This is a genomic window from Streptomyces incarnatus, from assembly GCF_001027185.1.
GTDB classification, from domain to species: Bacteria; Actinomycetota; Actinomycetes; order Streptomycetales; family Streptomycetaceae; genus Streptomyces; species Streptomyces puniciscabiei.
Window position 1 is genome coordinate 2,010,570 of sequence record NZ_CP011497.1, and the last position, 24,319, is coordinate 2,034,888.

General features: G+C 67.6%; 18 protein-coding genes. 7 read left to right on the forward strand and 11 right to left on the reverse strand.

Features of this window, described 5'->3' with window-relative positions:
- Positions 1-201: 201 nt before the first annotated feature.
- Positions 202-1,626: a non-reducing end alpha-L-arabinofuranosidase family hydrolase gene (locus ABB07_RS08885; RefSeq protein WP_208898208.1), complete on the reverse strand. Its 1,425-nt coding sequence runs from the start codon at positions 1,624-1,626 to the stop codon at positions 202-204.
- An 879-nt stretch (positions 1,627-2,505) separates the two neighbouring features.
- Between ABB07_RS08885 and ABB07_RS08890 the strand changes: the two genes are divergently transcribed.
- The 4 genes from ABB07_RS08890 (at position 2,506) to ABB07_RS08905 (ending at position 12,323) form a co-directional block, all read left to right on the forward strand.
- Positions 2,506-3,939, forward strand: coding sequence for an endo-1,4-beta-xylanase (locus ABB07_RS08890; protein ID WP_208898209.1), 1,434 nt, complete (start codon positions 2,506-2,508; stop codon positions 3,937-3,939).
- A 711-nt stretch (positions 3,940-4,650) separates the two neighbouring features.
- Positions 4,651-5,474, forward strand: a protein-coding gene (locus ABB07_RS08895; protein ID WP_244189282.1) for an IS5 family transposase whose coding sequence is annotated in 2 segments (ribosomal slippage) — positions 4,651-5,002 and positions 5,002-5,474 — 825 coding nt in all. Because the reading frame shifts where the segments join, the coding sequence is not laid out codon by codon here.
- Positions 5,475-6,054: 580 nt separating this feature from the next.
- Entirely contained in the window at positions 6,055-7,413 is a 1,359-nt protein-coding gene (locus tag ABB07_RS08900; RefSeq protein WP_208898210.1) for a hypothetical protein, read from the forward strand.
- Positions 7,320-12,323 carry an AAA family ATPase gene (locus tag ABB07_RS08905; protein ID WP_208898211.1) on the forward strand — a complete coding sequence of 1,668 codons (5,004 nt, stop codon included), beginning with the start codon at positions 7,320-7,322 and terminating at the stop codon, positions 12,321-12,323. Before ABB07_RS08900 ends, ABB07_RS08905 begins: the two co-directional genes overlap by 94 nt.
- Before the next feature lie 99 nt (positions 12,324-12,422).
- On the opposite strand, the gene ABB07_RS08910 is transcribed toward ABB07_RS08905, so the two are convergent.
- The 8 genes from ABB07_RS08910 to ABB07_RS08945 all read right to left on the reverse strand — a co-directional run bounded on the left by ABB07_RS08910 (position 12,423) and on the right by ABB07_RS08945 (position 20,146).
- Positions 12,423-13,592, reverse strand: coding sequence for a hypothetical protein (locus tag ABB07_RS08910; protein ID WP_244189283.1), 1,170 nt, complete (start codon positions 13,590-13,592; stop codon positions 12,423-12,425).
- Between the two features lie 271 nt (positions 13,593-13,863).
- Positions 13,864-14,472, reverse strand: coding sequence for an HhH-GDP family DNA glycosylase (locus ABB07_RS08915; RefSeq protein ID WP_208898212.1), 609 nt, complete (start codon positions 14,470-14,472; stop codon positions 13,864-13,866).
- A gap of 125 nt (positions 14,473-14,597) precedes the next feature.
- On the reverse strand, positions 14,598-15,314 hold the full coding sequence (locus tag ABB07_RS08920; protein ID WP_208898213.1) for a DUF4839 domain-containing protein: 717 nt from the start codon (positions 15,312-15,314) through the stop codon (positions 14,598-14,600).
- Positions 15,315-15,498: 184 nt separating this feature from the next.
- A complete protein-coding gene (locus ABB07_RS08925) occupies positions 15,499-16,434 on the reverse strand; it encodes a tyrosine-type recombinase/integrase (RefSeq protein WP_244189284.1) in 936 nt (311 codons plus the stop codon).
- Positions 16,435-16,653: 219 nt separating this feature from the next.
- Positions 16,654-16,860 carry a helix-turn-helix domain-containing protein gene (locus ABB07_RS08930; protein WP_208898215.1) on the reverse strand — a complete coding sequence of 69 codons (207 nt, stop codon included), beginning with the start codon at positions 16,858-16,860 and terminating at the stop codon, positions 16,654-16,656.
- A gap of 764 nt (positions 16,861-17,624) precedes the next feature.
- Positions 17,625-18,413 carry a WbqC family protein gene (locus ABB07_RS08935; RefSeq protein WP_208898216.1) on the reverse strand — a complete coding sequence of 263 codons (789 nt, stop codon included), beginning with the start codon at positions 18,411-18,413 and terminating at the stop codon, positions 17,625-17,627.
- On the reverse strand, positions 18,355-19,023 hold the full coding sequence (locus tag ABB07_RS08940) for a YdcF family protein (RefSeq protein WP_208898217.1): 669 nt from the start codon (positions 19,021-19,023) through the stop codon (positions 18,355-18,357). The genes ABB07_RS08935 and ABB07_RS08940 overlap by 59 nt, the downstream gene beginning before the upstream one ends.
- A 16-nt stretch (positions 19,024-19,039) precedes the next feature.
- Positions 19,040-20,146 carry a helix-turn-helix domain-containing protein gene (locus ABB07_RS08945; protein ID WP_208898218.1) on the reverse strand — a complete coding sequence of 369 codons (1,107 nt, stop codon included), beginning with the start codon at positions 20,144-20,146 and terminating at the stop codon, positions 19,040-19,042.
- A 148-nt stretch (positions 20,147-20,294) separates the two neighbouring features.
- On the opposite strand from ABB07_RS08945, the gene ABB07_RS08950 reads away from it, so the two are divergent.
- On the forward strand, positions 20,295-20,690 hold the full coding sequence (locus ABB07_RS08950) for a hypothetical protein (RefSeq protein WP_208898219.1): 396 nt from the start codon (positions 20,295-20,297) through the stop codon (positions 20,688-20,690).
- A 101-nt stretch (positions 20,691-20,791) separates the two neighbouring features.
- Here the strand turns inward: ABB07_RS08950 and ABB07_RS08955 are convergent, their stop codons facing one another.
- Positions 20,792-21,277: a TrmO family methyltransferase domain-containing protein gene (locus ABB07_RS08955; RefSeq protein WP_208898220.1), complete on the reverse strand. Its 486-nt coding sequence runs from the start codon at positions 21,275-21,277 to the stop codon at positions 20,792-20,794.
- Between the two features lie 75 nt (positions 21,278-21,352).
- Positions 21,353-22,744, reverse strand: a complete 1,392-nt coding sequence (locus ABB07_RS08960) for an NsdA family TPR-like regulatory protein (protein WP_208898221.1) — start codon at positions 22,742-22,744, stop codon at positions 21,353-21,355.
- Positions 22,745-23,087: 343 nt separating this feature from the next.
- On the opposite strand from ABB07_RS08960, the gene ABB07_RS08965 reads away from it, so the two are divergent.
- Together ABB07_RS08965 and ABB07_RS08970 are read left to right on the forward strand one after the other, a co-directional pair.
- Positions 23,088-23,576, forward strand: a complete 489-nt coding sequence (locus ABB07_RS08965) for an ATP-binding protein (protein WP_058083029.1) — start codon at positions 23,088-23,090, stop codon at positions 23,574-23,576.
- Between the two features lie 100 nt (positions 23,577-23,676).
- Positions 23,677-24,306 (forward strand): HAD family hydrolase, encoded by a 630-nt coding sequence (locus ABB07_RS08970; RefSeq protein ID WP_239513293.1) that lies wholly within the window; start codon positions 23,677-23,679, stop codon positions 24,304-24,306.
- Positions 24,307-24,319: the final 13 nt, after the last annotated feature.

The following is a 24,319-nucleotide window of genomic DNA, read 5'->3' on the forward strand; positions in this document are numbered from 1 at the left end:
CGAGCACGGCGGCGGGTGACGTGCTCAACACCAGCCCGGACCGGCGGCTGGAGTCAACGCATAGACCTTCCAGCAGAGCACCGTTCCGGCTCGGCGCTCGTCAGCGGTTCATCGGCTTCCCCGGCGCTGCTTCATGGTGGCAAAGGCGACGGCCGGCCCGATCTGGGTGAGGCCGGCCGTCGGCGAGGTACACAGGCCGGTTCAGCGCTGCAGGGTGAGGACAGCCGGCCGCCAGGGCAGTTGGTCGTAGGGGCCGGTCGCGGTGGGGGACTTGCCCTGGTAGAGGAACTGCAGGTTGCAGGGGTCGATGGTCATGGTCTGGTCGGGGTTGGTGCGGACCAGGTCGCCGTGGCTGATGTCGTTGGTCCAGGTGGCACCGCTGTTGGCCTTGCCCGCGAAGGGGTTGCTCTCGCTGGCGGCCTGCGGGGTCCACGAACCGTTCAGGCTGGAGGCCGTGAAGGAGCGGAAGTAGCGCTGCTCATTCGCACCCCGCGCCTCGACGATCATGAGGTACTGGTTCTGGCCCTGCACCTTGTAGACCTGCGGCGCCTCGAACAGGTTCTTCACCGTGTCGCTCATGACCGTCGTGTACGACGAGCCGAAGCTGCCCGGGAAGTTCCCGATCGGCATGCTCGCCCGGTAGATCTTGCCGTTGTCGCCGGCGAAGAACAGGTACATGTTCTGGTCGTCGGCGATCAGGGTCTGGTCGATCGGGGCGGCGCCGGGGATGCTTCCGGTGAACAGCGGCTGCGGCGCGGACCAGCCGCCCGGGTTGGTGGGGTCGCTCGACGTGCGGTAGATGAAGGGCCATGCACCCCACTGGTACGCCAGCACCCAGATCTTCTTGGGTGCGAAGTAGAACAGCGTGGGCGCCACCGCGGACTGGCTCATCCCGGTCTGGCCGGCCGACGCCAGGTCGGACCAGTTCGTGAACGGCTTGAACATCATCGAGCCGTACGACGATCCCGACACGTTCGACGCGTAGACCAGGTGCTTGCCGTTGTACGTCACGTTGGTGAAGTCCTTCAGCGAGACCCACCCGTTCGCCGGCTGCGCCAGCGCACCCGTCGACGTCCACCGGTACGTCGACGGCAGAGAACACGTGCCGTCCCCCGGCGGGGTCGTCCCGGACAGGCCGGTCCACTTCTGGTTGCTGCCCCCGTTGCACGTCCAGATCTGCGCCGCTGTGCCGTTGGCCGTAGCGGAGCCCGTAACCTCCAGGCACAGCCCGGACTCCACGCCGACGACAGTGCCGTCGGAGTTCACCCGCCACTGCTGGTTCGCACCGCCGGAGCAGGTCCAGATCTGCACCCGGGCACCGGCCGTGGTGGCGTGGCCCGGAACGTCCAGGCACTTGTTGCCGTACACGGTGAGCTGGTTGCTGTCCGTCAATGTCCACTGCTGGTTGGTCCCGCCCCAGCAGTCATAGATCTGCAGATACGTGCCGTCGGTCTGGCCGGCGCCCGGCACATCGAGACACCGGCCGGAACCAACACCGCGCAAGGCGCCGCTGGAAGCCGCCTGAGCCGGGGCGGCGACGAGCATCGCCACCAACGCGGCCAGGGCCGCAACCACGGCGGCGAGCACCACTGACGGATGCCTGCGGCTGGAACTTCCTCTGCGCATGGATACTCCCTAGAGGGTTGATGAGTCCATGACATTTGCAACCGTGACAATGCGGCACGGCCCTTGCGATTCGACTTCAGGGGGTGCTGCCCGGCATGGCCCTACTGCGCGATGGAGCAGTCCGAAATGTTCGACATATCGAACAAAGGTCGATCCATCGAGCAACCCGATGATAGAGAACCGGTGAACGCCGTCAATACCTCTCGCATGTGTCGCCTCAAACGCCGAAACATTCGCACCACCCACGCGTCGACCAGCGCACGCCACACCGTCAAATGGCTGGCTCGTAAGCGACTTGCCCCCGGAAGGGAGCGATGTGCGGGCAGTGCAGACACTCAGTCGACCCCGCCTCCAACGTCCCTGAAATCGAAATCCGCACGCCGCCGACGCCAGCACCGGGGGCCACCGTCCGCTTACTGGTGACCGAAAGTTTCGTACAACAATCGGAAATTACTTCGGCCGGGAGTATTGACGATCCACGGTCACACCTCAATCATCCCTGTCTGAGAAACCGGGCCTGGTTCAAGATCCCGGGCGCCCCGTTCCGTTCCGGTGAGGTTCGCACCAGCGCATCCTGGCTCTTCCCGCAGTGGGAGAGGCATGCGACGCCGTGTGACGGTCCCCCGGCTGAGCCGCGCTGGAGTACCCCATGCCTGTGTCGAGACGTGGAACACGCCCGCCGCCCGCCGTACGTCGCCCGACGGCCGACCGGGTGCGGCGCCCGTGCCGTTGGCGTCACCCCGGTCCCGATGACCGCGGTGTCCGGTGATTCCGTCCTGCCCGGGCTCCGACCTGCCCCGTCCGTCTGCCGGACGGGGCCGGACGACACAATCCCCTGCGCTTCAGTCGATCAGCGATTTCTACCTCGGAGGCACAGTCATGGGCTTGTATGCCCTTCCCAGATCCGTTACCCGCCGGAAGATCCGCAGCCTGCTGCTGGCGCTGGTCGTCGGCGTCCTCGGTGCGGTCACCGCACTGGCCGCACCGCCGACCGCACACGCCGCCGAGAACACGCTTGGCGCCGCGGCGGCACAGAGCGGCCGCTACTTCGGCACCGCCATCGCCTCCGGCAGGCTGGGCGACTCGGCGTACACGACGATCGCGAGCCGTGAGTTCAACATGGTGACGGCCGAGAACGAGATGAAGATCGACGCCACCGAACCACAGCGGGGCCAGTTCAACTTCAGCGCCGGCGACCGCGTCTACAACTGGGCGGTGCAGAACGGCAAGCGGGTGCGTGGCCACACACTGGCCTGGTACGCCCAGCAGCCCGGCTGGATGCAGAGCCTCAGCGGCAGCTCACTGCGCCAAGCGATGATCGACCACATCAACGGCGTCATGGGCCACTACAAGGGCAAGATCGCCCAGTGGGACGTCGTGAACGAGGCCTTCGCCGACGGCAGTTCGGGAGCCCGGCGGGACTCCAACCTGCAACGCACGGGCAACGACTGGATCGAGGTCGCCTTCCGCACCGCGCGCGCCGCCGACCCGGCGGCCAAGCTCTGCTACAACGACTACAACATCGAGAACTGGACCTGGGCCAAGACCCAGGCCGTGTACGCCATGGTCCGGGACTTCAAGCAGCGCGGCGTGCCGATCGACTGCGTCGGGTTCCAGTCGCACTTCAACAGCGGCAGCCCCTACAACAGCAACTTCCGCACCACCCTGCAGAATTTCGCCGCCCTCGGCGTCGACGTGGCCATCACCGAACTCGACATCCAGGGCGCCCCGGCCTCGACCTACGCCAACGTGACCAACGACTGCCTGGCCGTCCCGCGCTGCCTCGGCATCACCGTCTGGGGTGTGCGCGACACCGACTCCTGGCGCTCGGGGGACACGCCGCTGCTGTTCAACGGCGACGGCAGCAAGAAGCCTGCCTACACCGCCGTCCTCAACGCACTCAACGGAGGCGGCTCCACGACGCCCCCTGCGGATGGCGGACAGATCAAGGGCGTCGGTTCGGGCCGTTGCCTGGACGTGCCCGGAGCCGGCACCACCGACGGCACCCAGCTCCAGCTGTGGGACTGCCACAGCGGCACCAACCAGCAGTGGACGTACACCGACGCCGGCGAGCTCAGGGTCTACGGCAACAAATGCCTTGACGCCGCCGGCACGGGCAACGGTTCCAAAGTCCAGATCTACAGCTGCTGGGGCGGCGACAACCAGAGATGGCGTCTCAACTCCGACGGATCCATCGTCGGCGTCCAGTCCGGCCTCTGCCTCGACGCCGTCTCGGGCGGCACCGCCAACGGCACCCTGATCCAGCTCTACTCCTGCTCGAACGGCGTCAACCAACGCTGGACCCGTACCTGAGGGGGCCTGCCACAAACGAAGGGGTGAAGCCGTGACAGCCCACGGTGCGGCTTCTCCCGCCCCTCCGCAAGGACATCGTCGACGGTCCCGGGTCGCCGCCGTGGTGGCGGCGACCTCGCGATCGGGATGCTGCTCGCCGCGGTGCGTCCGGCGCCCGCCGAGGCGGCGAGGGCGAACACCGTGGCCGAGAGTCCGTCCTGCTCAGGGCTGAGCAGACTGCGGCAACCAGCTCACCCGGGGATCCGCCTTCGCTCGCTTCGGACACCGCCTCGCACTCGGCTGCCGCCATCCCGGAGTGCGGGTGCGCGTCGCCTTCCCCCGACAGGACGTGCCGGTCGGCGATCGACCCGCGCCATCTGATCCGGGACCACGCGTCACGCTCCGTCAGAATCAGCGTCGAACGAGCGTCAAGACCTGCGGAAACATGTCGGCACGACCCGCACGCACCCTGGGCAACCAGAAGAACAGCAGGTCAGACGCCCTTTGCTGCGGGCTCAAGAATAGCCACGCACTCCACGTGATGCGTCATCGGAAACATGTCCGCATTCTTCAGCCGGAGAAAACCGCAGGTGGGGGGGCCTTTCTCCGGCACCGGAACGGCCTGCCCCGGGCCGGAGCGTCATTTGAGCGTCACGACCGCGCCTCTCTATGAGGTCCTAACAGAAGTTGTTGATCACGTGTCGGTCGGCTTGTCTGCTCGTTGGTCGGGTCGTGGGGAAGCGTCAGTCACGGCCGTGGATCGTGTCAGACGAACTGTGGTCGCTCATCGAGCCGTTGCTGCCTGAGCCTGGTCCGAAGCTGGTGGCGGGCCGGCCGCGGGTGCCGGACCGCCAGGCCCTGTGCGGGATCCTGTTCGTGCTGCACACCGGCATCCAGTGGGAGTACCTGCCCCAGGAGCTGGGCTTTGGCTCGGGCATGACCTGTTGGCGGCGCCTGGCCGCCTGGAACGAGGCTGGCGTGTGGGAGAAACTGCACCGGGTGCTGCTTAAGAAGCTGCGGTCGGCGAAGCAGCTGGACTGGTCGCGGGTGGTGATCGACTCCTCCCGTGCCCGGGCGGCCCGCCGGGGCCCAAAAGCGGGCCCAGCCCGGTCGACCGCGCACGGCCGGGCAGCAAGCACCACGTCCTCACCGACGGGCAGGGCATCCCGCTCGCGGTGTCGCTGACCGGCGGAAACCGCAACGACGTCACCCAGCTCCTCCCCCTGCTCGACAAGGTCCCACCTGTGGCCGGCGTCGTCGGGCGGCCACGGCGACGGCCGGACATGCTCTTCGCCGACCGCGGCTACGACCACGACAAGTACCGGCGACTGCTGTGGAAACGCGGTATCCGGCCCGTGATCGCCGAACGCGGCCAGCCCCACGGCTCCGGCCTGGGCATCTTCCGATGGGTCGTCGAACGCACCATCTCCTGGCTCCACGGCTTCCGCCGCCTGCGCATCCGCTGGGAAAGACGCGACGACATCCACGAAGCCTTCCTCGGCCTCGCCACCTGCCTCATCACCCACCGACACGTCCAACGACTTTGGGACCTCTAAGAGAGGCTCCTCCTACGCCGCCAGCAACCGATGCTTGGCGGACCGAGAGCACAAAAACGGGCGGCGACTCCTTGGTTCCGCAGTGCGGGAGCGAGAACCTGGAGACTTCATCCGGCATTCCTCGCTACGGGACCCCACCTCGATCGCAACAGGTGGCCCCGAACAGCATGGCCTGGAATCAGAATCTTGATCGTAATGGCGCTGCGTTCTCCCCAGGGTGCATAGCAGGCACATTGGACCTAAGCGTGCGTTGCCCGATCGGAACCGCAGGCTCGGCCCAGGTAAGAATCGCTCGTCGAACGCTGGCAACTCCGGAGCCCGCGGCAATCCCGGCTGAAGCCCCTCGGTGATCATCGAGGCATGCCCGGGCACGAGTAGACACCGTCGGTGTAGAGGCCCGGGCCGACTGCGAACGTGGCGCCGCGAGCCAGCCACCGCCTGCCAGGGGCCTCAAGCACAGGCCCGGCGTCGGGAATGCGCGTCGTGGAGTCGTGCACGTTCCGGCTGAGATCGTGTGTCAGCAGGTGTTGGGTGTCGCCGATGGCGCCCGGCGGGCCGAGCGGGCTTGTGAGGAGAGTTGATGCTCGATCTGGAAGAGCGGGTTTCACGGGTGTTCAACCCGGATGTGCGGCCGTTGGTGCGGGAGGCGCATCGCTGCTACGCCTCCGGTGCCGCCCGGGCGGCGATCGTGCTGACGTGGACGGCGGTGTGTGCGGATCTGATCCACAAGGCCGAGATTCTGAAGGAAGACGGAGAGAGCGACGCCCGGGGCCTGGTCGAGGACGTCGAGCGGGCCCAGCAGCCGGGGCAGGCCGATGCGGTGAACATCATGCTCGGCATCGAGCGCAGCATCCTGGACATCGCCGAAAAACTCGAGTTGGTCGACCGGACGCAGAAGATGCAGTTGGAGCGGCTGCGCGAGGATAGGCATCTGTGCGCGCACCCTTCGCTGCGCCCACTCGGCGAGCTGTTCGAGCCGACGGCCGAGTATGCCCGGGCCCACCTCGCGGTTGCGCTGGAAGCTGTGCTCGTCCACCCGCCCAGCCAGGGCCGCAAGATCCTGGAGAGTTTCATGGTCCAGGTCGCCGACCCGGCGTTCACCTTCGATGCGCAGTACCTCGGCTACGCCTTTTTCGATCGTGTCCGTCCCTCGGCCCGGGCCAAGGTGGTGCAGTTCGCCGCGAAGTTCGCGCTGCTGCAGATCGACGATCCTCACGTGACGATCCCGCCCGGGATGCTCGCCGACCGGATGGCCCTGTGTCTGCGGCACTTCGCCGAGCGCGATGCTGCGCTCGCCACGGACTGTGTGGCCCGGCACGCCGACCGCCTGTTGAAGGCGGACCCGGCCGTACAGCTGGCGGCCCTGGCCCGGCTCGGGGACCTGCCTGCGTTCTGGGCCTGCCTGCCGGAGGCGTTGATCGCACAGTTCAACGCGCGGGTCGAGGGCATCGGCAAGGCCGAACGCACCGGCGCGCTGCCGGCGCAGGAGGCGAAGGTGTTTGCCCTGGTGGCGAACGCGGAGGTTCGCACCACCCTGCCCGCGTTGGAAGGCGCGTTCACCGCGTTGCATGTCAGCGACCGCTGCCGGGTGATCGGTCAGCGCCCCAACGCATACTTCGCCGCCCATCTGCCGGGCGTACTGGAGGAGGTGGGCAGCTTCGATCACGGCCAGTTCGTCGCCCGGACCGCGGTGCTGCCGTGCGCCGGGGTGCTGACCCTGGACGACCTGCGGGCGGTGCTACGCGCGTGGTGGGACAACGACCAGTGCTGGGGACGCGCGATGCCTGGCTACCTCGTCGAGCTGTACGCGGCCACGGCCCACCTCGGTGCGCAGCGCGACGCGGTGTGGCGGGAGTACCTGGAAGAGCTGCGCGAGTTCACGCCGACGTTCAACGAGATCGCCCGCGGCACTGGCTTGGTGGAGGTGCAGGCCGACTGATCGCCTCGGCGGCCGCGTTCGGCGAGGGAGGGCGCGGTCGCTGTGCGGGGCGGCTCGAGTTCGGTCGGTCACTAGACTGCGGTCGTCGGTGGCGGGGAACGGTGCGGATCGCGGGGCGGCCAGTGAGCAGGGGGAGTTCTCCGGAGGGCACGGGCGGTGCCGGCACCTTTTTCGAGTGCCGCGTTGCCGCCGTCGAGCTGGGGGCGCTGTTGTGCCGCATTCCCGTGGAGGGTCTTGAGGGCCCGCCGACGGAGATCCGGCTGCAGCAGGGTGACACCGGCTTTCCCCTCGATGACGTCATTGCCGTGGACCGGTCGGGACCGTTCCCGTTCGTGGTGGAGAAGCAGGTCAAGCGCACCCTGAGGATCGCGCCGAGTGAGGAGCCGTGGCGCAAGACGGTCAGCCAGTGCCTGCAAAGCCTTCACCAGCACGGGCCCGAGATCGACGCGCGTCGGCGGCTGCTCGGCGTGGTCGCCACGGGCCCGGTGCGCGACCTCGAAGAGCTTGCGAAGCTGGCGAAGGCTGCGGACCGGCCCTGTGTTGACGACTTCCGGGTAGAGCTGGCTGTCACGGGGCGGCGGGGCGAGTCCTACCACCGAATGTGGCGGCACCTGACCTCGACCGTGGCGCAGCTGATGACCGCCCCCGACGGCACGGGACCGGCGCTGGATGTTGTCGAGGAGACGGCCTTCCGGATCGCGCGACGTCTGGTGGTGCAGATCGAGCCGGAGACCGGCGGTGCCACCTATCGGTCGCTGCTCGGCCTGCTGGAGGCCATGGTCGTCGACACCCAGCGCGGCCCGGGCGCGGCTGATGTCTTCCGGCGTCTGACCGATATCGCCGCAGAGTACGGGCCGCAGGGCGGCGTGATCGACGTGAGGATGCTGCGCGATCTGCTGCACGCCCGCGGTGCCGTCCTGCGTGCGGATCCGCCGGCGCTGGCTGAGGTGGAAGCGGTCAGGCGGTGGACCGAGAGGTTTCTTGCGAGTCCGCGTGTGGGCCGTCAGCTGGGCGGGCGTCTGCGCTTGGAGCGCGCGCAGCAGGTGGAGGTGTTGCGTGAGGCGGTGGGCGCGCATGAGCGGGTGCTGCTGAGCGGCCCGGCCGGTGCCGGCAAGAGTGCCCTGGCCCGGAAGCTGGCCGGCACGATGCATGCTGCGGGCGGCACGGTCTTCGCGTTGTCGCTGACCGAACGCGCCTGGCACACGGTGGCCGACATCGGGCACGAGGTCGGCGCGCGGCTGGAGCGGGCGCTGGCCGCGGCCCCGGGCGGAATGCGGCTGCTGCTCGTCGACGGTGCGGAGCAGGTTCTCACCGATGACGGCGCCCTGCTGTCGTCCCTGCTGGAGGTACTCCCCCGCGCGGAGGGCGGTCGCTGGCGCGTCCTGGCTGTCGCCCGGGAGCAGGCGGCCGACGGGGTCGAGCGGGTGCTCGGCCGCGTGGACGGCGGTGAGGTCCACCGCCTCCAGATGCAGCTTCTCGACGATGACGAGGTCCGCTCGGTCCTCGCCGCTTTCCCCGGACTGCGGCGGCTGCTGCGCTCGCCTCGGTCGGCGCGGCTGCTGCGCCACCTCTTCGTCGTCGAACAGCTGGTGCGTGCGGCAGGCGACGTTGTCCTGCCTCGGCAGGTACTGGGCGAGGAGGACATCGCCGACTGGGTGTACGAGGGCCTGGTGCGCTGTGGTGGTGTCCGGCGTCCGGGGGGTGGTGGGCCGGATGAGCGCACCGACGTCTACCTCGCGATGGCGGACGCCGTCATCGACGGTCACGCCTGGGCTTCGCTGCGCGGTTGCTCCGGCGCGGCCCGGGAGGGCCTGGTCGGTGACGGCATCCTGGTCCGCGGGGGGGCGGAGTTCGCCTTCGCTCACGACGTGCACCAGGACTACGCGATCGCCGTACGCCTCGGCATGAGTGATGCCCCCGACGTGACCGGCGTGGTCGGGCCGCGCCGGCTCCTGCGCGGGTTCCGGTTGTGGGCGCAGATGCTGCTGGCGCGTACCGCCCGTCGTGCCCCGGCCCGGCTCCCGGCCGCCTGGCGGGAGATCACCTCTCGGGCGCACGATGTTGCTGGTGGCGGCGATGTGCGCTGGGCGGACGTGCCCTTCGAGGCGCTCTTCGAACTCGGGGAAAGCCGGGGTGTGCTGGCGGCCCTTGCCGCCCAGCTGCTCGACGACGGCGCAGTGGCCCTGGTCTCGGCGGCCTCGCGCCGCTTGCCGGACGCCGAGGCGGCCGTGCCGGTGCTGGACTTCCTGCTCGCCCAGGCCGACGCTCTGGCTCCGCATGCCGCAGACGCGGCGTTGGTCTGCACGGCCACCTGGCTGCTGGCCTTGGGCGAGCGCACCCCGAGGGAACTGGTGGCACGGGTGCCGGGGGCGGTGGCCTGCTGGTATGACGGCGGGCCCCGCCGAGCGCAGGAGGCGGCCTGTGCGCTGGCCTGTGCCGCGGAGCGTCTTGACGACGACGCCCGCGACCTGCTGGCAAAGATCGCCTTCCGCCACCCCTTGTCGGTGCAGTGCGTGGTCGAGGACCGAAGGCTCAGCCTGCCGCTCGCCCGCCACGAGCCGGCGCTTTTGGCCCGGCTGGCGCGGTCCTTCTACCTCGGCCACCCCCACAGCCAGGACCATGTCGATGCCCGGGAGGGTGTGCGGGAGCCGGGATGGCCCCTGGTATCGCGCGTGGCTCGGGAGGTCCTCCAGCGGGGGCCTGATCCGGCGGACTTGGGCCCCTTCGGCGTTCTGGTCGAGCATGCGCCCGATCACGGCCTTGCCCTGATTGGCGCTGTGGCCGACGCCGCTACCTCCGCCGTGATGCGCCGCGGCGACACGCGGGCGGCCAGGCCGGTGTCCGTGACGTGGCCGCTGGCCGGGAGCCTGCGCACCTACGTCGGGCCTCACCGGGTCTCGGCATGGCTGTGGGCCGGGGAGGCAGGGCCGGGACCGGTGATCGCCGCCCTGGCAGCGCTGCACCGGTGGGCCAACGCCCGTGCCGGGGCGGGGGCTGCGCTGGCGGAAATCGTGGAGCAGGTCCTGGGCTGCGGCGAGAGCCTGGCGCTGGTGTCCGTGGTCGTCGATGTCCTGTGCCAGCACGCCGCCCGGATCGAGACGGAATTGGACCCGGCACTGGAGCAGCCGGCGATCTGGCTGCTGCCCACGACTTCCTCGGCCATGGTCGCGGCCGTTCCCATCGTCGTCTCGCGTGCCGGGCGCGAGCGCCAGGAAGCCTACCGGCTCCTGGGCCAGCGGCTTGTGGCCGAGCACGCCGCACTACCGGAGGCGCAGCTGGCGGCGCCGGGGGTTGTGGAGCGCCAGCGCACCCGCGACCACGTCTTCAGGACGATGGCCGCCTTGCTGGATTGCGCCCAGTACGAGCAGGTCGAGCTGCCGGACGGCCGCGGACGTGTGGTGGTCAACCGCGCCGTTCGGCAAATGTATGCCGAGGCCGAGGAGACTCAGGGCGATCTACACCGGTTCGTCGAAAGCTTCGCACTTGCCGAGGACGCCTGCCGGGCCCGGGACGAGACGGACACCGTGGACGTGCATCGCCTGTTCGAACGGATGGCGGTACTGGAGGCCGCACTTGAGGTATCCCCGCCTCTGGAGGGGCTCGGGGATTTGGAGGACATCCGGGCGGCCGTGGCGGCCGTGCTCGTGCAGCGAGCCGCCGGTGAGGACGGCGTGGAGCCGTGGCAACTGCACTGGGCCGGTGAACAGCTCATGGCGGCGGCCGCCAGCACTCCGTCAGCGCTCACGAGCACGGACCTGGTGTGCGAGGAACAGAACCACAAGGCGGGCGACCGCTCCGCCGCGCACATCCTGCCCCTCCTGCTCGCCGATGAGGACCTGCGTCGGCGCACCAGGCTGACCGCACAAGACACTTCCACCGCCACCGCCGCGGTGGCGAGCAGCGACTTCATCGAGGTCCGCAACACGCTGACCACCGCACTCACCAACCAGTGGACGCACGGCCCCTGTTCGGGACCAGCCGACCGACTCCACACCGAAGGGCTCGCAGCGCTGAACACGATGGTGGCCACCGCCGGCCTGCACCCGCCCGACGAGAGCGGGAACCGTCAGCCGTACCAGCTGACCAGCCCCGTCCCGACCCTGCGCACCAGCACCACGGCGATCCTCGACCTGCGTCTGGCCGCGCCCGCCGTATCCGCGCTTCACCATGCCGCGCGCACCGACTGTATCCACCGCGCCGAAGCCGACGCCCTTCTCCAGGCGCTCACGGCGCACGACCGGCTCACCTGGACGAAGCAGAGCGCCGACATGGCCAAACGCTCCCGGCCCTGGCGGCGCGCCCACGACACCATCACCGCCAAGCAGGCGCTCGCCGGCGACCGGGGGCGCCTGGAGGAGACGGTCACTGCCTTCGCCAATGAACCGGATGCCCTGGTCGACCTCCTGCTTTCGCTGGCCCGGCAGGCCACCACACCAACGCAGATCACCGAGCTGCTCACCCTGTGGCCCGGGCTCCTCGACCGCTTCCTCACCTCTGGCCGACGCTGCTCGGGGCACCTGCGCGAGGCGCTCCTTCCCGCCCCGGCCGACGGCACCCGCTGGCCCGCCCAGCCCACCTGGGTCATCATCACGACCTGGGCCAAGGCCCACACGGGCGCCACGGCGCGCGCCGACCACCTCATACGCATCCTCGACCGGCACCAGCTGTTCACCAGCGCTGCCATCGCACTCGTCCTCGACGTGCTCGGCACCGACCCCGCAGCCGTCACCTGCCTCAGCCGCAGCGCGGTGCCCTTCCTCCAGCGCGTCCTGACCAACCCCGTACTGAGCGCCGAGCCGATCGGTCAGCACGCCCACCGCCTGCTCGATGAGCTGGCGGCCAGCGCAAACGCCGAAGCCCTGCAGGCACAACGGGCCCTGGAGGAAGCACCCACCCTCAACCGCGACTGAGCTGCATCCTCCCGGCCGCGCCGGCGGGTGCCCCAGGCTGGGCGCACCTCCCTTAGGCGCATTTCTGTTGGCCCGCCAGCGACATGCGAGGTACGGGCCTCAGGTCTGCTCCAGCAGCTCCGCGCTGATCCGGTCCCAGCTCGGTCGGGGGCCGTCGACCGGGCGTACGGCTGTGAGCAGGCGGCCGTCGATGAACGTATCGAGCCGATCGCCGGCCAGGGTGGCCAGCCGCTCGCGTTGAGCACGGCGGTTCACCTCTACTCGCTCGCCCAGAACTCCGAGCAGTACCTCGTGACGCGTCTCGCCGAGGATGTCGCCGCGGATCCACCGTCCTCGGACCGGTACGCCGTCGAGCGTGCCAAGCTGATGCTCCTCGCGGCTGAAGGCCCGGTCCATCGCCTCTTCGGCCTCCGGCCCCACCCGGCTGATCACTTCCCAGCTGGCAGCCCCCTCACCGCTGATCTCCGGGCGCGGAAGGTCGACCATGTGCCCCTGTTGCGGTGCCAGGTTCACCACACGGCGGGGATCGGGCCGGGGAACCCGGAATTGCCAGGGCTTCGCGCCTCCTGGCACGTCGATCCATCCGGTCTTGAGACCCGTCAGGGCGGCGGAGCCGTCGGGCAGGAAGACATCGACGTAGACGCCGCCAGCGCCGAGCCAGACCCAGCTCATGAAGTAGGCATGATCACCATGGTCAACGGACCACTGGGCGAGCTTCTCCAATCGCTTCCTCTGCTCCGGGGTGCCCTTTCCCGGCGGGAACATCTTCTTGGCGCGCCGTCGCCGCCCTCGAGCCTCTCCGGCAACCGGCCCCGCGGCCAGGTCGTACAGCAGATCGGGCCGCACACCCGTCTTGGCGTAGAGCCCAGAGAGTTTGCCCGGAAGCACGTCGAAGCTGCTCAGCCCGCTGGCGCCGGGCTTCCAGTCGAACAGTGCCTCGCTGGCGGCGCTCATCACGCCGAGCCCGGTGCACTCACTGACGAAGCGCTGGATGTGGCCGGCGCTGGAGTCGAGAGCCGAGCACTCGACTCTGAGCGGCCCTTTGCCCTGGCCACCGATGATGTAACTGAGGAGGAGGCTGATCTCGTAATCGCGCACGCGCTGGTCGACCGTCTTGCGCAGGTCACAAGCGAGGGCGTTGATGTTGACCATGGCGGCCAGGGAGACCGGCAGCGGGCCCTGTCCGATCTCGACCGCCTGGACGGCCTCCGCGCCGGCCTTCCCCTTCTCGATCGTGAAGCGCCACACCCGGGCGCGCACCGTGCTCATCGGAGAAGCCTAAGGTCTTCCTTGCGCCAATGTGCGCATCAGAACTAGGTCTGGGGCCGCGAGGGCCTCCAGCGTGACGCCGTTTCCGCTCGCGTTGATTCTTCGGCCACAGGGCGGTTCCACCTGGCCTCGATGGTGCCACTGCAGGATGTTCGCCTAGCTGGTGAGAGGAGAAGACCGGAGGCAAGGTCCGCGGACTCGGCCGCGCATCGCCCAAGAGCAGATCAGCCTGCTGTAACCCGCACCTACAACGGCCAGGGCCGCCGGGTGACTACGCGCCCTTCGACCTATGTCGCCAAATGGCGTGTTCCAGTCCGCCCTTGTCGTGCCCGAGAAGCGCGGCGGCTTCCTCATACACAGCGCGCAACTGGTCGTACGGGAGGTCCGGAACACCAGCATCCACGGCGAAGGCGCGCAGATGTACATCAACGGCCACGTGCGAACGGCCAACGAGATTGCCGATGTAGTCGATGCTCTTCGGCCCCACCCCCTTCACCTTGCGCAGAGCGGCGCGATTGGCCTGATGATCGAGCCACGCGTGGAGGTCCTCGCGGGTGCCGACCCCATGCGCAGCGAGGAGGTCCGTGATGGCGTGGGCCGTCGCGACCTTCTGGGCGTGGTTGAACCTCATGGCCACGGCGAGGTCCTCCGTGGCGAGCCGGCGCTGGAAGCCGCCGACCGTTCTTGCATCAGGCCAACTCAACTGCAGATGGAGGAGCCGCGGTCGGAGAGTGCTCTCGTAGTTGCACCGGGGCTGGAAGCTGACGTCGCAGATGACAGCACCCATGTGGGTCCATCCGCCGGGCTGGGGAAACGGACCGCTGCCGAGTAGATGTTGAGCGTGATCGGCGAGCCGTCGGGCAGGGCTGGATGTGGGCATGGGCCAATGATGGCGCTGCGGTCTGACAATCTGGCCAGAAAGTGCAAATTTCTGGAATGGATGGCGGGATGGAGGTGCCGTTCCTTCGCGCAGCCCCTCCCTGATGGGAAGGTTTCCCATTTCGGCTAACGGGCCTTCGTCGAGACCGGGGCGAGGCGGAAGACGCACTGGACCGTGTTGAACTCGATCACCTCCGCGACGAAGCGGAACTTATCGCCAACTGCAACGGTTGCAGGGGCCTGCTGACCAGCCAGGTGCAGGTCGCCGGTGTTGACGTCCTCGTACTTAAAGTTCGGGCCGTCCGTCGTCTGCGGTCCCTTGTCGCCTGGGCCGAGAAGGAAGTCGTAGCGGGTCTGATCACTCCCATAGGACGCCATGTGCCTGACTGACCCGTCGAACGCGATCGTCTGCCCCTCGTGCTCGGTTGCGAAGTTCGCGTTCGCTTCGCTGCACGGGTCCGCCTTCAGCAACGCTGCGAACTCGCGATCGTTTTGCGCCGTGATCATCTCAGCGGCAGTCGGCTCATCTGCGGAGGGCGTAGTGGAAGGCTTTTCGCCGATGCCCGTCGAGCTGGCTGACGCGTCCTTCTCCTCGTCTCCGTCGCCGAGCGCAACGCCAGTGACGATGATGGCGGCCAAGACCACGAGGACGGCAGCCCCCGCCCCGATCAGACGCCACGGTAGTGGCCTCTTCGGCCGACGGAAGTTGAGGGTGGTGCGCAGCCGGCCTGGCAGCTGTTCCACGAGCTCCCAGCCGTCCTTCTGCATCTTCGAGATGACCAAACCGTCGGTGCCCCGAAGCGTCTGCACGACCTTGTACTCGTACTTGATCTCGTCGGCCATGCGGCTCCCCGCCCCTGAAGCGAACTGGTCATTCCAACTGGGCGCGAGCATAGATGACTCCGCGAGTAGCACGGCGTCAGGAACCGTCGGCTCATCACCGCATCTGCACCCCACCGCGTCCGGGCGTGGCCTGTACTCAAAACGCCTCCACCCCTGTCCTGCACGGACAGAGGTGGAGGAACGTTCATGCAGCTACAGTGAGCGGGGCTTCCATTCTCTCCCAGGCTCCTAGGACTGCCTTGTGAGCGTCCGGCTGCAGGTGGGCGTAGCGCTGCGTGGTCTGGAAGCTTTCATGGCCGAGGAGGTGCTGGACCTCGTAGAGCGAGACCCCCTGCTGCACCAGCCACGAGGCGCAGGTGTGACGCATGGAGTGCGGTGGGTACTGCGGGACGAGCTGCTGCTCACCGTCGCCGTCAAAGTAGTAGGCGCCTTCTACAGCCGGCCACCAGGTCTGCCTCCGCCAGTTGCCGTCATCGAGGAGTCGTCCGGCCCTGCCCTTTGTGATGGTGGTGAATACCACCGCGTCACGGTCTAGACCGTAGATGTGGCGCTCAAGTGCCTCCAGGACATGGGCTGGCAGCGGAACCTCCCGGCGACTCTTGGAACTCTTCGGGTACTCCTTGATGCCACTCTTGGTGTTGACCTCCACCACGAACAGTCGCGAGCGACGCTGGTCGATGCGGTGTCGGTGAAGGCCGGAAAGTTCACCCCAGCGCAGTCCGGTGTAGAAGCCGAGCAGGCACATCGTCCGCCAAGGGGACGGCAGTTCGTCCAGGACGCTCTGCGCCTGATCGAGTGTGAACCACTGCGGCGGTTTAACTGCGATCTTGGGCAGGTCGATGCTGCGGCAAGGACTCACCGTGATCACGTCGTCGTCGACAGCCGCGCGCATGATCGAGGACGTCAGGTTGTAGGCTCGCTTGATCGCGGCAGCACCCACACCCTTCTCGACCAGGGAGCGGACCCAGCTCTGGACGTCCATTCGGGTGATGGCGCGCATCTCCCAGTCCGCCCAGTAGGGCATCACGTGGTTCTTGATGCAGGAGGCGTCGCCTCGCATGGTGTGGCGCTCGACCACGCGGGCGTTCCACCAACGGTCATGCCACTCACGGAACGCCATTTCGCCAACCCTCGGGTCGCGCATGCTTCCGCGGGCAAACTGAGTTTCCATCTCAATGCCCCAAGCTCGCGCCTGAGCCTTAAGAGGGAATGACTCACTGAACCGGTCTCCTGTCTGGTTGCGTACGGTCGCCTGCCACTTGCCGGACTTCAACTTGCGCAGGTACGCGGCACTACTCCTTTATTCCGGGGACGGTGAGGACCAAGCTGACAGCGAAGGTCAGCGGCGGGGGCGCGGGGAAGCTACTGATCGGCTGGTAATGAACTCCTCCAAGCCGGATGCGGGGACACGGACGCGCGAGCGGCCCGTTCCGGTGCGCAGGTCGACGACCGGAAGTTCCCCGGCCGCAATGAAGCGGTAGACAGTGCGGCGATCGACGTCCAAGGCTGCGGCGACAGCGGGAATGGATAGCAGACGGGCAGGCATGGTGAGTCCTTGAGAGTGGGATGCGAAAGGAGCCGGCGCATCGGTTCAGCTGGCCTGTTGAGCAGGAAGAGGCATTGCCCCCCTCGGCGGAGGCGTGCTGATTGATGCCAGAAGGTCACAGGCCAGCGACGCTCTTGCTCTCCTCTCCGGTCCAAGCGCTGTCCTGCGTTCGCTGCGGCCCCACCGCCAAGCACAGCCGACCGCGAACACCCTCAATGGTCGCCACGATCGCCGGTTTGGCTAACCGGCGATCGTGGTCTATGTTCCGGTCGCGCCAGGCAAGAAGCCGACCATCGGCTGACAACCACGGCACCAACTTCCATGGCCGCTGAGACGCTCCGGTGCTAGGGCCTGCTGGGTGAAATCCAAGCGGTAGGCACCAAAAGGAGAGGTCAACAGGATGGTCAACCGAACTGATATGAGCTAGCACGCCTAAGAAGAAGATCCTCACCTTGCGAGCGGTGGGCCATTCACCTGCCCACATTCTTTCGCGGTCTTGTAGATTGACATAGCCCCGCGTAGCGTTCCAGCCTTTGGACGTGCTTTCTCGTCTGCCGTGAGCGAATACTGAAGGCCACAGGTCCCTTTATGCCCCGGATACGCTTAGTTACTGCGGGCTGCGGAGCTGTTTGGAGCGTTCTCACCGCTGGCTACGCTTTTCCCAGTAAGGACGAAATGACCGCCCGGCCGTAGATCGACCCGGCCGAAGGAGTAGGACCGTCGCAGGCCGTCTTGTCACCGACCTAATGCGAATAGTTTGCATGTTAATCGGCGAAGCGGTACAAGGCGGCAACGGCACGCACTTCCTTGGTTACGGCCCGGATGCCGTAGGTCATGAGGGGGTGCACGGCGCTTAGCTCGTGCCCGCCATCCCACACCCTAGATGCAGGCGTACGGAAGGGAACCACGCTTATCCCGTGAGCGGTGAAGGGGACCACACCGAGGTAGCGTGTACCGCCGGTACCGCAGATGTAGCTCCGGGCCTGGGTTACCGCTGCGAGGTCGGCGAGTCGCTGCGACCGCTCAGAGCGGGCGGGCAAACGACTGCTGTACAGGATGCGGCCCTTCCACCCCATCAGTCCGAGGAGCATCCGCGTGGATGCCTCGGCTACATCAGCAGTCTTATCCGTTCGCCAGAACTCGTCGAGCACAGAGTCCAATTCCTCCCGGAAGAGCGGCCAGTCAGTGGAGCTGCCGTAGTGCTGCGCGAGCATGTGCATGACTCGTCGACGTGAGCGTTCCGGGTCGACCAGAAGAGCATCCCGGATGAGGGTCGACCGACCATGAGGAAGGTGGGTAGGGATCGAAAGCCATTGACGCCGGCTTGGGTGGGACATGCTGGCCAGCCGGGCACGGTGCTGGTAGTCGCGGCGGGCGAACTGGACGTCGTCGAGCACGATCCAGTAATCCGCCGCGAACAGCTTGGCCAGAGTGTTCAGTCGCGGCAGGAAGTTCGGCTGGTGGATCGCGCACAGCCCGCCGGGCGCGGGGAGGTCATGAGGCGATGAGTCTGCTGGTGAATCCGGCGCGGATGAGGGACTCGTACGCGGCATGTACGTCCTCCGGAACATGCTGCTCGATGGCGAACCCGAGCTTCGGGTACTCGATAACGCGCTGGAGGTCGCCGACGAGCATGTCGATGACGAGCTTCTCGTCGCCGATGCTCTTGAGGTAGTCGTCGAACTCCATGGGCTCCGAGGCGCAGGTCACGTCGACCTGGGGCCAGAGTTTGCGGGCGGTGGCGAAGGAGCGGCGCTCCATGTAGGGCTTGGAGACAAGCAGCACGGACTTCGGCGTGATGCCGGCGGATGCGAGGACCTCGCGGGACAGGGTGATGTTTTGGCCGGTGTTGCCGGCGTTCGGCTCCACGAGGATTGCGCTATCCGGCACACCTAGGGCGAGGGCGTGCTCGCGGAAGTGCACGGCTTCCCCACGGGGGAACACCTTGGCTGTGGTCGGGCTGTTGCCGCCGGTGAACACGAGAGTGGGGAACAGGCCAGCGCGGTACAGCTCGGCGCTGAAGGCGGCCACGCCGAGGTCGTGACTGCCGAGCCCGATCGCGACGTCGACGGGGCTCACGTCGTGATGCATCTGGTGGAAGTCCCAGACCAGCTGGGCCTTGCTGATCTGCTCCTCGGTGATGGCCGGCTGGTTGTCGGTCACTCGCTTATCTCCCTGGTCACCGTCGTGTGGGGCGGGCTGCCCCGTCGGCCGTCCTCCGGATGTCCGTGATGCTGCGGAGCTGGTGGCTCAGCCCGTACTGGGCCGCCTCCCTGGCAGCGTCGTCGAGGACGTGTAACCCATCATCCAGGGTGGCGGCATCGGAGAGCAGGATGTGGCCATATGCGGTGTCCAGGCGTACCCGCTGCATGGGCGATTCCGTGACGCCCGTACTGCGTGCAAGGTCGATGAGGCGCAGGGCGGCGTCGAGGTTTCCGGAACCGCGGTGAGCGAGGGCCAGCTTCTGTTGCGCGACCGACCAGTCCTCCTGTTCGGCGAGGTCCTCGAAGACGTGGACCGCTGTTTCCATCACGCTGACCGCATAGTCGTGGTTGCCGTCCTTGCTCAGAGCCGTGCCCACCCACAGACGAGCGCGGGCACGGTCACGAGGGGACAGTCGATCGTCGGCTACCAGGTCCTCGTACTGGCGCGCCGCTGTCTCAAGTTCGCCGACCATCTCCGTGACGACGGCTAGGGAGAGATCGAGCTGAGCTACGCGGCGCGGGATCGCCAACTGCATGTAGAGCGAACGAGCGTTGGCGTATGCGCGCTGGGCCGAGAGTGGGCCTACGACGGCCCCCTGGTCTCGCATCAGGTCTCCGTGCAGCGCGGTGGAACGTGCCAGCAGGGACAAGCCCCGTTCATCCAGCTCCGAGGCTTTGTAGCGAGAGGTCCAGCGGTGCAGAAGTGATTCTGCGAAGGGAAAGTTCTGGCGGGCAAGGGCCACCACTGCGCGTTCCAGGTCGTCGGCCCACGTCTCGTAGTCCCAAGCTCGTGGGCGGGGAATGGTGACACGCCCGGTCGTTTCCGGAGGGGTGTTCCCCTTGGCGAGTTTGGCGAGCTCTGTTTCGAAACGCACGTGTGTCTGCGCGTTCGCCTGGGCCAGCGCTGTATCCAAGATGGCCTGGCTCTCCGTATTGGGTCGCCGCTTGGCCAGAAACTTTTCCCAGTTACTGACGGTATTGACCGAGACGCCCAGTCTTTCGGCGAAGGCGCGCACGCTCAAGCGGAGAGCCTTCCGGAGGGCAAGTGCCTCCAGGCCGGTCCATTCATGAACGGTCGCCACGTGCCACTCCTTTCCGTCGCCATCGAAGCACGCTGAGTCGCGCCAGGTGGACGGAAGTGGGACAGAAGTGGGACGGCCGTGGATTCCCCGACCGCCCGGCCGCCATCAGGCTCGAAGTGCCCCTCCGAAGACGGCCTGATGGACGGTCATGATCTTGGAACCCCTCACCGAACAGCGGCACGTCACCGGTCCGCTCGTGTTCGGCTACCTGCGCCTGGTGCGGGTCTCGCGTGCTCGTCAGCTGGCCCTGACGATGGCGATCAGCGACTACTGCCGTCGTCACGAGCTGACACTGGCCGGCGTCTACATGGAGCGTTGCTCTTCCACGCCGTCCGCGTTCGTGGGCATGCTCGATGCCCTCACGGCCACTCGGTCCTATGGGGTGGTACTTCCCACCCCGTCGCACCTCGGCCCCAAGGCCATAGCGGCTGAACGGCGCAGTCAGCTGACCGAAACCGGCGCCCATCTGCTGCTGATCCGTGGTGAACAGACGGCTCCCCCAGGCGAGGGCGCCGCAGCCCTCGCCGCCGGAGGCACCGAGTGATGAGTGCCTGCCGGTACAGCCCTGCGCGACCGTGGTTGGCGCCCGCTCGGGCGGTTACGTCCCGGCCGGCCGCCGGCCTCGGTTACGGAAGATGCCTCGAGTCAGCGCTCGGCGGCGTGCCTCCAGTAGTCCTTCAGCATCTCGCCGGGCCACGCGGGCTGGGTGACGGGGCCGCGCGGCAGGAACTCCTTGAAGACCGCCACCAAATCCACCACCTGCGTGCCGTCGTCAGCGTCGAGGTCCGTCACATGCAGATCCCGTCCGTCGACGCGGAGCAACCGCGGGAACGAGGTCGCGAGGCGAGCCGGACGCCGGTGGTTGTGGTGCACGAAGGTTCCCGTCGCCGGCCAGTCCGGGTTGTCCCGCGGGCTGCGCGTGTGGAGGGCAACGTCCTCAGGAGAGCCGAAGTTGAAGAACCAGGTGACCTGGAGGTGAGAGAACTCCTCGATCCCCTGCAGGGTTTCCTCCGGGTACTCCGGGCGCAGCCGAATGATCGACTCCACACCGCCCTTGAAGTCGTCGAGGCGCCCCTTGTGGCCCCCGACCACCTCGGCGATCACCGGCACCTCGATGGACTTTGTGGACACGGGTCCCCCCTTCTCCGCTCGCGGCACGGCAAGGCGGTCAACCACAGCATGCCCGCCTTCACCACCATGGCGCCGTCAGGCTACTCGTTCGAGTACGGCCTTGGCGCGCTCGTCGATCTCCGCCGCCACGCTGATTCCCCGATTGCGGAAAGGGGAAAGCACCCGGCGCATGTTCACGGCTGCCTCGCGTGCTCTGCCCGACTGGACGCCCTCCATCGCGTCCAGGGCCTGTGCCCACGTGTGGCACGCGGCCTCCACGTTCCCCTTGCGGGCCTGCACAGTGCCCATGTAGCCCAACGTCACCGCGTGGGTCCGGCTGAAGGTGTCGGCCTTCCTGGTCAGCACGCTGTTGTTGAATTCTTGGAGCGCTCCGTCGAGATCGCCGAGCGTCCACAGGGTGCGGGCGGTCTCGTGGGCCAGGGAAGCCCGCTGGAAAAACCACACCCGACTCGGATCCTCGTCACCGACGTCAGCCGCAGCCAGGTCGTCCTCGGCGCGGAGAAGCGCTGCGATCGCGGCCCGCTTCTGTCCGTTGGCAGCAAGACTGCGCGCCTGCACCACTCCGAGCAGTGCCCGCTCGCGAGGCGTCGCGAGGGTGTACCGCTTACGCTCCACGGAAGCCGTGGCGAGGTCGACGGCAGCCCGTGGGTGGCCGAGATCCGTTGCCTGGTGAGCCATCGCCCGCAGGATGTGGCCGGCGAGGGGAGCGTCGTCGGCTTCCGCCGCGAGCTTCAGCGCCAGCGTGAAGTAGCGCCGTGCGGCCTCATGGTGAGAGGCGTCGAAGCTCATCCAGCCGGCGACGTACACCGCCTCGGAGGCAGCGGCGAGGAGGGCGCGACGAGTGTCGTCGCTGGTGAATACCCCTCCGACGTACCTGGCAACGTCGTCGACGAGGTACTGGTAGAGGGCCGTGCGGCCATCCATGCCGCCGTGTCGCTGGTCTCTTCGAGAGAAGAACTCTGTCATCTCACGCACAGCGCTGACTTCTGCGGCCCCGACCCTGCGGCTCGTCGCGGCGGGGCGGGACTTTGCCCGTTGGGGAGCCTCATCCCACCACTGCTGTCCAGGCAGAACCAGGCCACCCACCGAGTAGGCGGCGCCGGCCAGCAACCGGCGGCGTTCGAGATCCACGTCGCTTCTCCCAAGGTCTACCAGCGCAGTCAGCGTATCGACGTTCCACTCCGATGCTGCCGCCACTGCACCCGCGCCCGGCACGGAGAACCCGATCTCAGCTGGTGTGATGGGGCGTTGCAGTCGCCGGGACAACGTCTCGCACAAGATAAGGGGCGCTCTGCCCGAGGGCTGCGTTCCCGCCACCCACATGGCGATGTGGGAGCGGCTGGTACCCAGCAGTTCCTTTGCTCCTACCTCAGCCGCGACCCTCACGAAGGCAGCCGCCACTTTCTGCTGCGACCAGCCTGTTTCCGCGATCGCGTCGGCCAGCTTCACGTTCCGCTCGCGCGCCATCGTCTACCTCGGTTCACCAAAACGATCTTTGACGGGTTTGACGGCCCCGACAGCCGCCGGGAGATACCGCCGCGATGTGATCCACGGTTCGCTCGTGGTCAACGAAACCACCAACTGCCTTTGCCCGGGAGGAAACCGGTGAAGACCAGGCACACGACTGGCACCGCCACCCGGACTGTGCCGGGCGACGGGCGCGCTCCCGCTCCGACGTCTGGCGTACGGCACCTCGACCACCCCCCGCCGGTGGCCGTGCTCGTGCAAAACCTCCGCCGCTTCGACCACTCCGACAAGACCGCCGATCGAGTCCTCCGCGGGCTCAAGCACCAGTTGTGAGAAGGCGAGCATGGACCGAATCGAAAGCCTGGGGAGTGTGATCAGCGCTCCCGAACAGAAGAAGACCCTGACGCTCGCCGCCAACGACAGGGCTCCGGGCAAGGCGCGGTCCTTCACCCGGGAAGCGCTGATGGCGTGGGGGGTGGAAGACCTTCTGGACCAGGCTGTACTGATCGTCAGCGAGCTCACCACCAACGCCGAGCGGCACGGCCGAACTCCGGGCGTGGGCCTGAGCCTTCCATCCAGAGTGGAAGGCGAGCCCGTCGACGAGATCACGCTGACGTTAGCCCTGCAGGCAGGTGTTGTGGGGATCGAGGTCGAAGACAACTCCCCTGAGCCCCCAGTGCCTCAGATCGCCTCGCTCTATGCCACCAGCGGACGGGGCCTACACCTCGTGTCGGCAGCGGCCGACGCCTGGGCTGCCTGTCCCAAGGAAGACGGACGCGGCAAGAGAGTGATCGCTCTCGTGAGGCGCACCGAGTCGCCCTTCACCTCCTAACCCCTTCCCTTGGAGATCCCTGATGTCATCCCGGCCTACTTCCTCACCCGCGCCGACCTCCGGCGGAACGAGGCGGGGCCTCGACGCCGATGCCGTACGTGTGCTGCTGCTGGACCTGGATGGCGTGCTCGTCGACACCCGCCCGGTCATGAAGCGCGCGTGGCGCCAGGTCTGTGAGGACCACGGTCTCGACGTGCCGTTCGGGGAGTACGAGCGTCACCTGGGCCGGCCCTTCGCCGACATCATGCAGCAGCTCGGGCTCGCTGACGCCGAGCCGATCCACCAGACCTACTCCAAGGCGTCGACGGCCGCCTCTCACCTTGCCCGACAGTTCGACGGCGTCATGGAGGTCCTGCATGCCTTCGCCGCTGCCGACTGGCGGCTGGGGATTGTCACGTCCAAGCCGTTGGCGCGAGCCACCCCTCTCCTGGCTCAGCTCGGCGTCCCTTTCGCCACGGTGCGCACGCCGAACGGGATAGGGCGGGGGAAACCCGCGCCAGACCCGATCCTGCTCGCCCTGATCGACCTGGGCGCCGACCCGGCCGATGCCCTGTACGTCGGAGACATGGCGGTCGACCAGGAGGCAGCCCGTCGCGCCGGCGTCTCGTATGTGCACGCGGGCTGGGGCTACGGCACCCCGAGCTCCCCGGCCCCCGTCGTCGCCGAATCGCCGAAGGACCTGCTGCGGCTCATGGACACCGGGCCGATCCTTGAAGGGAGCCTGGTATGAGGCCGACCAAGCG

Bases quoted from the DNA above. Each gene is read 5' to 3' on its own strand.
- ABB07_RS08885 (WP_208898208.1), bottom strand. From the start codon at position 1,626: ATGCGCAGAGGAAGTTCCAGCCGCAGGCATCCGTCAGTGGTGCTCGCC.
- ABB07_RS08890 (WP_208898209.1), top strand. From the start codon at position 2,506: ATGGGCTTGTATGCCCTTCCCAGATCCGTTACCCGCCGGAAGATCCGC.
- ABB07_RS08900 (WP_208898210.1), top strand. From the start codon at position 6,055: ATGCTCGATCTGGAAGAGCGGGTTTCACGGGTGTTCAACCCGGATGTG.
- ABB07_RS08910 (WP_244189283.1), bottom strand. From the start codon at position 13,592: ATGAGCACGGTGCGCGCCCGGGTGTGGCGCTTCACGATCGAGAAGGGG.
- ABB07_RS08915 (WP_208898212.1), bottom strand. From the start codon at position 14,472: ATGCCCACATCCAGCCCTGCCCGACGGCTCGCCGATCACGCTCAACAT.
- ABB07_RS08920 (WP_208898213.1), bottom strand. From the start codon at position 15,314: ATGGCCGACGAGATCAAGTACGAGTACAAGGTCGTGCAGACGCTTCGG.
- ABB07_RS08925 (WP_244189284.1), bottom strand. From the start codon at position 16,434: ATGGCGTTCCGTGAGTGGCATGACCGTTGGTGGAACGCCCGCGTGGTC.
- ABB07_RS08930 (WP_208898215.1), bottom strand. From the start codon at position 16,860: ATGCCTGCCCGTCTGCTATCCATTCCCGCTGTCGCCGCAGCCTTGGAC.
- ABB07_RS08935 (WP_208898216.1), bottom strand. From the start codon at position 18,413: ATGCCGCGTACGAGTCCCTCATCCGCGCCGGATTCACCAGCAGACTCA.
- ABB07_RS08950 (WP_208898219.1), top strand. From the start codon at position 20,295: ATGATCTTGGAACCCCTCACCGAACAGCGGCACGTCACCGGTCCGCTC.
- ABB07_RS08960 (WP_208898221.1), bottom strand. From the start codon at position 22,744: ATGGCGCGCGAGCGGAACGTGAAGCTGGCCGACGCGATCGCGGAAACA.
- ABB07_RS08965 (WP_058083029.1), top strand. From the start codon at position 23,088: ATGGACCGAATCGAAAGCCTGGGGAGTGTGATCAGCGCTCCCGAACAG.